Annotated in this window: 10 protein-coding genes; 4 read left to right on the top strand and 6 right to left on the bottom strand. The window is 64.5% G+C overall.

The annotated features are described in order from the left end of the window. The first annotated feature begins 100 nt into the window (after positions 1-100). Positions 101-544, top strand: a complete 444-nt coding sequence (locus NO363_RS07235; protein WP_256683993.1) for an SRPBCC family protein — start codon at positions 101-103, stop codon at positions 542-544. Here NO363_RS07235 and NO363_RS07230 read toward each other — a convergent pair. Further along, positions 534-767 carry a transcriptional regulator gene (locus NO363_RS07230; RefSeq protein ID WP_244698323.1) on the bottom strand — a complete coding sequence of 78 codons (234 nt, stop codon included), beginning with the start codon at positions 765-767 and terminating at the stop codon, positions 534-536. The two genes, NO363_RS07235 and NO363_RS07230, sit on opposite strands and share 11 nt — an antisense overlap. Before the next feature lie 111 nt (positions 768-878). Between NO363_RS07230 and NO363_RS07225 the strand changes: the two genes are divergently transcribed. Beyond that, the gene (locus tag NO363_RS07225) at positions 879-1,358 is read left to right on the top strand and encodes an SRPBCC family protein (RefSeq protein ID WP_256683991.1); all 480 of its coding nucleotides are present in this window, start codon (positions 879-881) and stop codon (positions 1,356-1,358) included. A gap of 123 nt (positions 1,359-1,481) precedes the next feature. Here NO363_RS07225 and NO363_RS07220 read toward each other — a convergent pair whose 3' ends face one another. Together NO363_RS07220 and NO363_RS07215 are read right to left on the bottom strand one after the other, a co-directional pair. Continuing rightward, positions 1,482-2,177: a DUF6338 family protein gene (locus NO363_RS07220; RefSeq protein WP_256683989.1), complete on the bottom strand. Its 696-nt coding sequence runs from the start codon at positions 2,175-2,177 to the stop codon at positions 1,482-1,484. A gap of 17 nt (positions 2,178-2,194) precedes the next feature. Next, on the bottom strand, positions 2,195-2,434 hold the full coding sequence (locus NO363_RS07215) for a hypothetical protein (RefSeq protein WP_256683987.1): 240 nt from the start codon (positions 2,432-2,434) through the stop codon (positions 2,195-2,197). A gap of 291 nt (positions 2,435-2,725) precedes the next feature. On the opposite strand from NO363_RS07215, the gene proS reads away from it, so the two are divergent. Then, positions 2,726-4,183, top strand: a complete 1,458-nt coding sequence (gene proS, locus NO363_RS07210; RefSeq protein WP_256683986.1) for a proline--tRNA ligase — start codon at positions 2,726-2,728, stop codon at positions 4,181-4,183. A 137-nt stretch (positions 4,184-4,320) separates the two neighbouring features. After that, on the top strand, positions 4,321-8,883 hold the full coding sequence (gltB, locus tag NO363_RS07205; RefSeq protein WP_256683985.1) for a glutamate synthase large subunit: 4,563 nt from the start codon (positions 4,321-4,323) through the stop codon (positions 8,881-8,883). An 18-nt stretch (positions 8,884-8,901) separates the two neighbouring features. Here gltB and menE read toward each other — a convergent pair whose 3' ends face one another. The 3 genes from menE to NO363_RS07190 are packed head-to-tail and all read right to left on the bottom strand — an operon-like array spanning position 8,902 to position 12,319. Beyond that, a complete protein-coding gene (menE, locus tag NO363_RS07200) occupies positions 8,902-10,374 on the bottom strand; it encodes an o-succinylbenzoate--CoA ligase (protein WP_256683984.1) in 1,473 nt (490 codons plus the stop codon). Continuing rightward, positions 10,371-11,381 (bottom strand): mandelate racemase/muconate lactonizing enzyme family protein, encoded by a 1,011-nt coding sequence (locus tag NO363_RS07195; protein WP_256683983.1) that lies wholly within the window; start codon positions 11,379-11,381, stop codon positions 10,371-10,373. Before NO363_RS07195 ends, menE begins: the two co-directional genes overlap by 4 nt. Next, complete coding sequence (locus NO363_RS07190) at positions 11,378-12,319, bottom strand: 1,4-dihydroxy-2-naphthoate polyprenyltransferase (protein ID WP_256683981.1); 942 nt, start codon at positions 12,317-12,319, stop codon at positions 11,378-11,380. The genes NO363_RS07195 and NO363_RS07190 overlap by 4 nt, the downstream gene beginning before the upstream one ends. Positions 12,320-12,663: the final 344 nt, after the last annotated feature.

Here is a 12,663-nt window from a genome sequence, read left to right as displayed (position 1 = left end):
CATGTCATCGGCGGCCGCCGGGAAAAGTCGTAGCATCGGCCCGAGATCGGTCGTCGCCATCGACCGACGGTATATGCCGCCCGAGAGCGGAAGACGTGTCGTGAACACGTCCATCGAGCGCACACCCGACGGCCGTCGGCTGCTGATCTCGCGGTCGATCGACGCGCCCGCCGAGATCGTCTGGTCGATCCTGACCGATACCGAGCGCTGGCCCGAGTGGGGACCGTCGATCGCGGCCGTCGACTGTCCCGACCGGTTCATTCAGGACGGATCGCGCGGCCACGTCGAAACCGTGGGTCCGGGCGCGCTGTTCTCGGGCCTGCCGGACGGCGGGCTGCGGGTTCCGTTTCGTGTCACGAGTTGTGCCGATCGTCGGTGGACGTGGCGCATCGCCGGCGTTCCGGCGACCGGTCATCGGGTCGAGTCCTGGGGCGAGAACTGTCGGGCGGCGTTCGAGATCCCGTTGCCTGCGGCGGCGTACGCACCGATCTGTCGGCGGGCGCTGGTCGCGATCGAACGACTCGCCGGCGACGCTACTGGCTGACGAGGACGTCGCTGACGGGTCGGAGGTCCTCTTTCAGTCCTGTGCCGTCGCAGTCGTCGTTTGGACAGTCGTATCGCCAGCCGTCCGTCGTCGCGTACCGCTCGGCGAAGCGCTCGCCACATACCTCACACACCAACTGGGCGTCCGAACAGACGTCGCGGTGGAGTTCGAGTTCGAGTTCGCTGCCGAAGGTGCGCTTGCAGTTCCTGCAGGTCTGGGTCATACTTGCCGATTCTCAGCCACGAGATATATGTGTGCCGCTTTTTTCGCCGTTGCCCGTTCGCCGCCGTTGCCCGTCCGCGGGAGTTTTGCCCGCGCGGGGCGAGGGTGGACTATGGCCACCTACGAGCGCGAGACGTACCTGCGCGCGCCCTTCGAGGACGTCTGGGAGTTCCACTCGGCGATCACCGGGCTGACGGCGGTCACGCCCCGACTCATGAACCTCCGGGTGGAGGCCTCGCGCGGCCCGGACGGCGAACCCGATCCCGATATCCTGGAGGAGGGGTCCGAGATCGACCTCTCGATGCGCCCGTTCGGTGTCGGCCCGCGACAGGGCTGGACCTCCCGGATCGTCGAGCGGCGGCGCGACGGACAGGCAGGACTGTTCCGCGACACGATGCACGACGGTCCGTTCGAGCACTGGGTCCACACCCACAGTTTCTACGCCGATGCCGGCGGGACGATCCTCCGCGATCGCGTGGAGTGTCGCCTCCCGTTCGGCGAGCTCGGCCGTCTCGCCGAATCCTTCAGCGATATCGGCTTCGAGCCGATGTTCCGCTATCGCCACCGCGAGACCAAACGCCGACTGGAATAGATCAGTCGTAACCAAATCCAGTTCCCGACTTAATTCACTCAACAACATATAGGAGATGGACATACTATGGTTATCGATCCGATTTGTGCCGATGTCAGATGATAGAACGGCTAATATTTGTTTTTAGTAAAATATACTTATAGCAGCCACAACGACCAGAAACAAAATGATGACACAGCTGAATATCTTGGTACGCCGATTGAGCCCTGATTGACTCTCAATAGACTGGATTGATACAGTATCGATTTCATCTTCGAAAAGGAGTATTTTCATCCGATTTGGCTCGTCTTCAAAATCAAATTGTGGGGAGTGAAGCATTATTTGCCTCTCTTTCCCAACCCGACTGTATTCTCCAAGACGTCCCACAACATCATATCCTGTCGAGAGATTTATCTGTACTACATCAGCGTCTTTTAGTGTTCCTTCCCAGGGTTGCCACGGATTTCGACGACGAGAAGTGAAGTGTCCGAGTAGTGCACGAGATTTATCAGGGATGTCGAAATGTAAACCGATAGAATATATAACACCAACAAAAATGGCTATAGCAAAAAGACCAACGGCAGCGATGACCTGGAATCCTGATTCGGTAAAGAATATGTTTTCAAGTGCATCTCTTCCTGTTACATCTTTCCCAGAGACCTGAACAATCCAAACAAAGACAACGTCAATAAGGATGCTAGATACAAAAGCTGTCCCGTATAGTTGGTATTGCGTCACCTCTCGTTCTACAACACCAAGAGTAATTGCAATAAGAACTGCAATAAGTCCCGGCGCGATCAACAGAGATGCCAATACAAGTGCTTGCGCTGTAATTGGCATGGTAGGTTTGGAGTTAGTTAGTTGTCTGAATCTTCGCCGTTTGTATCGTCATTCTCATCATCACTATTACGATCTGGATTATTCTGCGAAGGAGCCATCGTATATCCTTCTTCGGGAGCATCTCGAACATCAGTTACTTCTTGACCCCCTTCGACTTCTCCGGAAAGATCATCTACATCAACGCTTCGAGATTTTTTAATATGGGGTTGTTCACTTTCTTCATTGCTCTCATTTTCGTCTGGTTCATCATCAGTCATGCGACTGTGTTACATATAGTACGATTTAAATGCTGTGCTAACAGTGGCTCTTGTATGATTTGACACTTATTCTCTTCTGGTTCATTCGAAATATCGACATTCAATCGAAAATACCTTCCAGATTTCAACTACGATTATTGTACTATGTATTCATTAACAGATGTACCCCCGATATGGCGGTTTGGTATTTGGACTAGTCAACCGCTTTCGCCGATCGACTGCAGAGCTGCTCTTCATCATCTCACACGAGCGAATCGTACCGTGTTTAACCCAGCGGACGGATCGGTATCTATGAGCGACCCACAGCAGGACCTCGGGATCACCGAATCGAAGGAGCACAGCCCCGGCGAGTGGTACGCCGAACTCGTCCAGAAGGCGGGGCTCGCCGACTACGCGCCGATGGGCGGGTTCATCGTCACCCGCCCCCGTGGCTACGCCCTCTGGGAGGGGATCCAGGATCATCTGGATGGCTGGTTCAAGGACACGGGCGTCCAGAACAGCTACTTCCCGATGTTCATCCCCGAGAGCTACCTCGAACGCGAGAAAGAGATCGTCGAGGGGTTCGATCCGGAGGTCGCGTGGGTGACGGAGGCGGGCAACGACGAGCTCGACGAGCGCCTCGCGGTCCGCCCGACCAGCGAGTCGATCATCACGCCGTTCATGAGCCAGTGGATCCGGAGCCACCGCGATCTCCCGATGCGCCTCAACCAGTGGTGTTCGGTGGTCCGCTGGGAGGCGACGGATACGAAACCGTTCTTCCGCACCAAGGAGTTCCTCTGGCAGGAGGGCCACACCGCCCACCGCGACGGCGAGAGCGCGTGGGAGGAGACGATGCTCCGCCTGGAGCAGTACCGTCGCCTCCACGAGGAGGTGCTCGCGATCCCCGTGCTGGAGGGGCGCAAGCCCGAACACGACAAGTTCCCTGGGGCCGACACGACGACCGCCGTGCAGTCGCTGATGCCCGACGGCAAGAGCCTGCAGGCGGCGACGAGTCACTACCTGGGCGACGGGTTCGCCGAGGCGTTCGACGTGACCTACGTCGACGAGGACGAGAACGAACACGTCGCGCATACGGCCTCGTGGGGCCTTTCCTGGCGCGCGCTCGGCGGAATGGTCATGACCCACTCGGACGATCAGGGGCTCGTCCTCCCGCCCGCGATCGCACCAGAACAGGTCGTCGTCGTGCCCATCTGGCAGGAGGACACTCAAGAGGAGGTGCTCGACTACGCCGCCGAGCTCGCCGCCGAGCTCGACGAGGCGGACATCAGGGTCGAACTCGACGATCGCGACGGGCGCAACCCCGGCTTCAAGTTCAACGAATGGGAGCTCAACGGCGTTCCGCTGCGCATCGAGATCGGGCCGCACGAGGTCGAAGACGAGGAAGCGACGCTCGTCCACCGTCCAGACGGCGAATCGATCGTCGAGGGGCGTGAGAGTATCGCCGACACGGTCGACGAGCATCTCGACACCGTCTACGCGAAACTGTACGCCGCCGCCGAAGAAGAGCTAGAGGAAAACGTCCGCGAAGCCGAGAGTCGCAACGAGTTGCTCGGTACGATCGGTCAGCACGGTGGCTACGTCAAGACCGCGTGGTGTGGCGAGGAAGGCTGCGAGACCGAGATCAAAGACGAGATCGCCGCCGAGATCGTGATGGTCCCCTTCGACGAGGACGAGGGGCCGATCGACGACACGTGTGCGATCTGTGGCGACGACGCGACCGAGACAGCGTATTTCGCCAAGTCGTACTGAGCGGTTCCACCCCCTGAATCCTCTTTTTCCGCGCTGACGACCGCGGGACGGATGTACTGACATCCTTGAGTGGTATTAATACACACTTATCCTTTCAGGGTTAGCCTCTTATCCCTGTCAATGAGAGCCCGTTGCATATGGATGACACACATTCCCACGGAGAGCAGTCGGCGGCCACGGGACTGGCCGATCCGTCCGAGCAGCGCGCGAACTGCGGCGTCGGGGTCGTTATGGATCTCGACGGGGAGGGAGGCCACTCGGTCGTCGCCGACGGGCTCGAACTCCTCTCGAATCTCGAACATCGCGGGACGACCGGCGCGGAGGAGAACACCGGCGACGGCGCGGGCGTCATGCTTCAGACACCTCACGAATTCTTCGCCGACGAACTCCCGATTGATCTCTCCGGGACCTATGCCGTCGGATCGCTGTTCTTCCCCCAGGACGATGCCGCACGCGAGGTGCTCCAGGAACTCGTCGCCGACGAACTCGCCGAGCACGGCCTCTCGGTCGCCCACTGGCGGGCGGTCCCGACGGACAACACAGATCTAGGACGGACGGCGATCGATTCCGAACCAGCGGTTTACCAGGCGATCGTCGTCCCCGAAGAGGATCTCGCCACCGACGAGTTCGACACGCGGCTCTACGTCGGCCGTCGAGCGGTCGAAAAGCGCGTCGCCGAGCGCGAGCCCGCTGGCCACGAGCGCTTCTACGTCTGCTCGCTCGACCGCCAGACGCTCGTCTACAAGGGACTGCTGAAGGGCGATCAGCTCGCCGGCTACTACCCCGACCTTCGGGATTCGCGGCTCGCCTCGACGTTCGTCATGGTCCACGCGCGCTTTTCGACGAACACGCTCGGCGCGTGGCATCTCGCCCATCCCTACCGGCGAACCATCCACAACGGCGAGATCAACACGATCCAGGGCAACGTCAACTGGATGCGCGCCCGCGAGACCGACATCGATACCGACGAGTTCGACGTCGATGCGGTCAGGCCGGTGATCGCCGATGCGAAGCAGTCGGACACCGCGAGCGTCGACAACGCGCTCGAACTCCTCATGGAATCGGGCCGCGAGCTCCCACACGCGCTCAGGCTGCTGATCCCGGAGGCGTTCCGCGGCGACGAACACGAGATGAGCGACGAGCGCCGTGCGTTCTACGATTTCCACGCCTCACTGTCCGAACCGTGGGACGGGCCGGCGCTGGTGGCGGCGACGGACGGCGAGCGGGTCGGTGCGGTGCTCGATCGCAACGGCTTCCGGCCCTGTCGCTACGACGTGACGACCGATGGACGGCTCGTGATGGCCTCAGAGACCGGGGCGCTCGATCTCGACCCGGCGAACGTCGCCGAGCGCGGCCGGCTCGAACCTGGCCAACTGTTCCTCGCGGATCCCGAGGAAGGGCGCGTTCTGCCCGACGAGGAGGTGTTCGCGGAACTGACCCACGAGAACTACGGCGAGTGGATCGACGAGGAGCAGGTCGATCTCGCCGACCTCGTCGACGCGGCAGGCGATCACCAGGAATACGCGGAGCACGAGAGCAACACCGATCTCCGCAGCCGCCAGGCGCTCTACGGCTACACCCACGACGAACTCGATAACCTGCTCGAACCGATGGCGACCAAGGGGAAGGACCCGGTCGGGTCGATGGGCGACGACACACCTCTTTCCGTCCTCTCGCAGTTCAACCGCCCGCTGTTCACCTACTTCAAGCAGCTGTTCGCGCAGGTGACGAACCCGCCGCTCGATTACATCCGCGAGGAGCTGGTGACGTCGCTCGAAACGCGCCTCGGCAACCAGCGCAACCTGCTCGCCGAGTCGCCGGCTCACGCACGCCAGCTCGTCGCCGACTCGCCCGTTCTCTCGAACGACGAGACGGCAGCCATCAGGGGGATCGAGGGCGAGGCGGCCAACGGGATGGAGAGCCGTGTCGTCGACATCACCTACGACGTCGACGACGATCTCGAATCGGCCGTCGAGCGCGTGCGACGCGAGGCGACCGTGGCCGCCGACGAGAACGATATCCTGATTCTCTCGGATCGGACAGCGAGCGGCGAGCGGGTACCGATCCCGTCGCTGCTGGCGACCGGTGCCGTCCACCATCACCTGGTGCGCAACGGCCGTCGCAACCGCGTCGGGCTCGTCGTCGAATCGGCCGACCCACGTACCGTTCATCACGTCGCGGCGCTCGTCGGCTACGGCGCGGGTGCGGTCAACCCGTATCTCGCCTACCGGACGATCGCGGACCTCACGCGCGGCGCGGACGGTGCCGACCGCGATGCGGCCGTCGCGGCCTACCGGGGCGCGCTCGAGGACGGACTCCTGAAAACCATGTCGAAGATGGGGATTTCGACGGTCCAGAGCTATCAGGGGGCCCAGATCTTCGAGGCAGTCGGACTGGATTCCGACTTCGTCGCCGACTACTTCGAGGGAACGACCGCCCGCACGGAGGGCATCGGCCTCGCGGAGATCGAGGACGATCTCGAGGATCGCCACGTGCTCGCGTTCGGCGACGAGCCCGATATCGAACGGCAGGGTGAGTACGAACACCGCTCGGACGGGATCTTCCACGAGTGGAACCCCCAGACCGTCGGCACGCTCCAGCAGGCCGTCAGGCAGGGCGATTACGAGCAGTACGAGGAGTTCGCCCGTCTGATGAACGAGCAGAACGAGCAGCTCCAGACGCTGCGTGGTCTGCTCGAATTCGACAGCGAGCGCGAGTCGATTTCGGTAGAAGAGGTCGAACCGGTTCACGAGATCGTCGAGCGGTTCTCGACGGCGGCGATGAGCCTCGGCAGCCTCTCGCCGGAGATGCACGAGACGAACGCGATCGCGATGAACAGGTTGGGGGCGAAATCGAACACCGGCGAGGGTGGCGAGCCGCCGGCACGGTTCCATACTGAAAAGGAGTGTCCGGTCAAGCAGGTGGCGTCGGGTCGGTTCGGCGTCACCTCGGAGTATCTCACGTCGGCCGACGAGATACAGATCAAGATGGCCCAGGGCTCCAAGCCGGGCGAGGGCGGCCATCTCCCCGGGAAGAAGGTCAACGAGATGATCGCCCACGTCAGATACGCGACGCCGGGCGTCGGCCTCATCTCGCCGCCGCCGCTGCACGACATCTACTCGATCGAGGACCTGAAGCAGCTGATCCACGATCTGAAGGCGGCGAACCCCGAGGCCGACATCAACGTCAAACTCGTCTCTGAGGCGGGCATCGGCACGATCGCGGCGGGTGTGGCGAAGGCCAACGCCGACGTCGTCCACATCTCGGGGCACTCCGGCGGGACGGGTGCGAGCCCGCGCACCTCGATCAAAAATGCGGGTCTGCCGTGGGAGCTCGGACTGGCCGAGGCGAACCAACTGCTCCGGGAGACCCGACTCCGCTCGCGCATCCGGATCTCGGCCGACGGCGGCATGAAGACCGGCCGTGACGTGGCCATCGCGGCGCTCCTGGGGGCCGAGGAGTACGTGTTCGGGACCGCTTCTCTCGTCACCTCGGGTTGTGTGATGGCTCGCCAGTGTCACGAAAACACCTGTCCGGTCGGCGTCGCCACCCAGCGCGAGGAGCTCAGGGAGCGCTTCCCCGGCGAGCCCGAACACGTCATCAACTACATGACGTTCATCGCACAGGAACTCCGCGAGATCATGGCCGAACTCGGCTTTGCAACCGTCGAGGAGATGATTGGCCGCCCCGAGTTCCTCACCCAGCGCACGGATGTCGCCAACGAGAAGGCCAGAAAGCTCGATCTCTCGTCGATGCTCGCCGAGCCGCGCAGCGACGGCGAGCCGGGCACCGAACGCACGAAGATACGAGACCAGACCCACGAGATCGACGAGCAGCTAGATCACGAATTGATCGCCGACGCCGAGACGGCCATCCAGAACGGAAAACCCGTCTCGCTCAGTCGGGAGATCTCGAACGCCGATCGTGCGGTCGGCGCGCTGCTCTCCCACCATATCTCCCGCGAGCACGGCGGCGATGGTCTCCCCGAGGATTCCATAACCGTGGACTTCGACGGGACGGCCGGCCAGAGCTTCGGGGCCTTTCTCGCCACGGGCGTGACGATGCATCTGACCGGGACCACCAACGACTACGTCGGCAAGGGGCTCTCCGGTGGGAAACTCGTCGTGAACACGCCGCCGACCGCGCCCTACGAACCCGAGGCGAACAGTTTGATCGGGAACGTCGCCCTCTACGGCGCGACCGAGGGCGAGATCTACGTCAACGGGAAGGCCGGCGAGCGGTTCGCGGTGCGCAACTCGGGTGTCACGGGCGTCGTCGAGTCGGTCGGCGACCACGGCTGCGAATATATGACCGGGGGAGCGATCGCGGTGCTCGGCGAGACGGGGAAGAACTTCGCGGCCGGCATGAGCGGCGGCGTCGCGTACGTGCTCGATAGGGAGAACGAGTTCGAATCGCGCGTCAACCGCGGCATGGTGAGCACGACCACGGAACTCGACGAGAAGGACGAGCGGATGCTCCGCCGGCTGGTCGAAAACCACGTCACCTACACCGGCTCCGACCGCGGGCAGTCCGTTCTCGACGACTGGGACGAGGAGCTGACGAATTTCGTGAAGGTGATGCCAGATGCCTACGCCGACGTCATCGACGAGCGCGAGGGCGCGGACGTACGGACACAGCCACCGACTGCAGCGGCGCTCGACACCGACGGTCGGCCGGTCGCGGAGGGCGGCGCTGACTGAGAGCCACGGCCGACCCGATCAGTCGCCGTTGTCTAGAAGACGCTCCCGGACCACCCGGCGCGCGACGGTGCCCGAGGCGGTGCGGGGGAGTTCGTCGGCGAACGCGATCGTTCGCGGGAGTTTGAAACCGGCGAGGCGCTCGCGGCAGTAATTTCGAACCGTCTCGGCGTCGGTGACATCCCCGACGACGAGTGCACCGACGCGCTCGCCCCAGTCGGGATCGGGGAGACCGACGACGCCGGCGTCGTCGATGGCCGGATGGGACCGGAGCACGCGGGCGATCTCGCCGGGCGCGACGAGCTCCCCACCCGTCGAGATCATCTCGTCGCGCCGGCCCGTCACCCAGAGCCGCCCGCCAGCGTCGCGATGGCCGACGTCGCCGGTGTGAAAGCCTCGCTCGGAGAATGCCCGCGCGGTCGCGTCGGGATCGCCGTAGTAACCCGCGAACACCGTCGGGCCGGACACGACGAGCTCGCCCGTCTCGCCGATGTCGACGGATTTCCCGTCGCCGCCGAGAACCGAGAGATCGGTGTCCAGGAGTGGGCGGCCGACCGTACCGGTGTGGGCGAACGCCTCTCCGGGACGTGCGGTGGCGACCTGCGAGGCCGTCTCGGTCATGCCGTAGGTGGGGTGGACGGGAACACCGCGCTTCTCACAACGCTCGATGAGTTCTTCCGAGGCGGGCGCACCGCCCAGGAGGACGAACCGGAGCGAGTCGGCGAGCGACCCGGCGGCGAGAAGCCGCCGGAGCATCGTCGGCACGAGCGAGATCCCGGTGCAATCGAACCGTTCGAGCGCGTTGAGCGTCGCTCGGGCGTCGAACTCGCCCGGAATGACGACGGTCGTCCCGTAGAGTGCGGAGCGAACGATCGGCGCGAGCCCGCCCATGTGGTAGACCGCGAGCGGATCGAGCCAGCGGTCGTCGGGCGTGATGCCAAGCCGAAACGCCGAGGCGACGGCGCTCGAACGCAGATTTTCGGTCGTGAGCACGACGAGCTTCGGCTCGCCGGTCGTCCCCGACGTGGCGAGCATGACTGCCGGATCGTCGGCGTCGCGCGAGGCGGGCGCGAACTCCGCCGGCGAGACGCTGTCCAGGACAGTGATCTCCGTGTGCTCCGTGTCGTCGACGGAAGCGGTCGGAACGTCCACCGAGAGCTCGACGGCGGTGTCGGCGGTGTCCGCCCCGCAGACGAGCGCCGCGAGCTCCGCGCGTTCGACGTGGCTGTCGAGTTCGGTAGGCGTGAGACGCGTGTTCAGCGGGACGAGCACGCAGCCGAGGCGGGCGGCCGCGTGGACGAGAACGGCCGTCGCGGGCCGGGTTTCGAGTAGACAGCCGAGATGTTCGCCCGCGATCCCGAGCGCCGCGAGCCGGCCGGCGACCCGCTCGACGTGCTCGTCGAGCTCGCGGTAGGTCCACTCCGCTCCTCCGACCCCGACGAGCGCGGTCGCGTCGGGCGAGGCCTGCACGCGCCGGGCGAGCACGTCTGTCATCCGTCCTCCAGTGGCGCGTTGCCCGGTCCCTGTGGCACGCGCGCGTGGCCGTCGTCGATCGGTGCCGGATCAGAGATGAGATCCTCGGCGAGCCGATCAGCGGTCGCGAGCCCGGCCGCCAGCGGGTCAGGGAAGCTCGCCGCGACGTGGACGGCCCCTGCCCGTGCGAGTGCACCGTCGATCGTCGTCGTGAGAACCGCCTCGCAGCCGGCCTCGCGGGCGGCGAGCGTGGCCGCACGCGCGCGATTCGGCCCACCGAGCGCCATCGGTTTTACGATGATGACGTCCGCAGCATCGGCGGCGAGAACGCGCTCGACGGAGTGAATCGCGAGCGATTCGTCGAGCGCGATCGGCAGCCGTCCTCGGAGATCGGCGTGGCCGGCGAGATCGTCCGCGGGAAGCGGTTGTTCGACGTACGCGAGCCCCGCGTCGGCGAACTCATCGAGCGCTGCGCGTGCCGTCTCGTGGTCCCACGCACCGTTCGCGTCGGCACGGAGCTCGATATCGTTCCCGACCGTCTCCCGGACGGCGGCGACGCGCTCGATGTCCTCCACGATCGCCCGCGCGCCGACTTTGAGCTTGAGAGCCTCGAACCCCCGTTCGACGGCCGCGGTGGCTTCGGCGATGGTTTCGTCGACTGAGCCGTCGCCGATCGTCGCGTTCACCGGGATCTCGTCCGTCGGATCGCCGCCGAGATGGCGGTAGAGCGGGAGACCGGCGGCACGCGAGCGGGCGTCGGCGAGCGCGAGCGCGAGCCCGTGGCGGGCGGCCGGTGTACCGTCGAGCGCATCGAGCGCTGCTGACCAGTCGTCGGTATCGAGTACACGATCGAGCGCCGTCCGACACTTGTCGAGCGATTCCGTCCAGCCGGGCAGCGGTGTCGCCTCGCCGACGCCTCGCGTCCCCTCGTGGTCGATCGTGACGAGGAACCCCTCCCTCGTGTCGATCGTGCCCCGGGCGGTCGAGAGCGGGCTCGCGAGCGCCAGCGAGAGCGGTTCGATCCTCATAGCACCCTCGGCAGCGCGAGCCCGAGCGCGAAGAGCACGGAGTGGGCCGCGAGCAGTTTGCCCACCCGTTCGAGCGCGGGATTGAGCGCATCGCCGTCGGTTCTGGTCAGAACGGTCGCGGCGATCGAGGCGGCGTACGGCAGCGTCAGCAGCGGTGCGAGCACGAGCGCGCCGGAGCCGGTGAGCCAGAAGACGACGGGGATCACGTAGGCCATTCCCGTCATCAGCAGGAACTCGACGCGGCTCCAGCGGTAGCCGAGGAGCACCGCGAGCGAGCGCTTGCCCGCCGCCATGTCGGTCTCGCGATCGCGCAGGTTGTTAACGATCAGGATGTTGGTCGAGAGGCCCGCGGCGGGCAGGCTCGCCACGACGGCCGCGAGCGGCAGCGTGTCGGGTGGGAGCCAGAGCGGGAACGATCGTGCGAGAGCCGCGGCCTGCACATAGTAGGTGCCGCTGACGGCGACCAGCCCGAAGAAGACGAACACGAAGAGATCGCCGAGGCCGTACCAGCCGTAGGGGTAGGGGCCACCGGTGTAGAGGATCCCCGCGGCGACGCTCGACAGGCCGACGATCACGATCGGCAGTCCGCCGACGAAGACCAGATAGCTCCCGAGAACGATGGCGAGCGCGAACGTGGCGATCATCGCGCGCCGGACCTCGCTCGCCCCGATGAGGCCCGATTGGGTGACTCTCGTGAACCCGTCGCGATCCTCGGAGTCGACGCCGGACTTGGCGTCGTAGTAGTCGTTCGCGAAGTTCGTCCCGATCTGGATGAGCAGCGCGCCGACGAGCGCCGCCAGCGCGGGCAGCGGGGCGAACACGTCCATCGCGACGGCGAGACCGGTGCCGACGAACACCGGCGCGGCGGCCGCCGGCAGCGTCTGCGGTCGCGCGGCCATCAGCCACGCGCGGCCGCGGGAGACCTCCTGTGTACTCATTTCCGGAGAATCAGGCAGCCGGGAGCGTTAACGTTGGGATACGGATCGCCGACGAGACCGACGAAACACCTATTCTCGTTGCCGTTCGAGAACGAATTGATCTGTCGACAGGTGGTATGTTTCACGGCGTGACACATGCTTCAGTGTTTGAAACGTCGGTCAGGGAGTAAGTATAGGGCCTTCTGCATCGTGCATCCAAACGGAACCAGAGGGTTCCGGTCACACGGGAACACGGTCCGCTGCCCTGGCATCACCGCGCACCTTTCCCGTGTCTGTTTTCGAGACGAACGGCGTTCCGGAAGGCTTGATTGGCCGCAGGCCCGACGATGGACGAACAGGCCCGG

This window comes from Halococcus qingdaonensis (genome assembly GCF_024508235.1).
In the GTDB taxonomy this organism is placed as follows: Archaea; Halobacteriota; Halobacteria; order Halobacteriales; family Halococcaceae; genus Halococcus; species Halococcus qingdaonensis.
The sequence above is the reverse complement of the archived record's forward strand: the minus strand, read 5'-3'. Positions and strand labels throughout refer to the sequence as shown.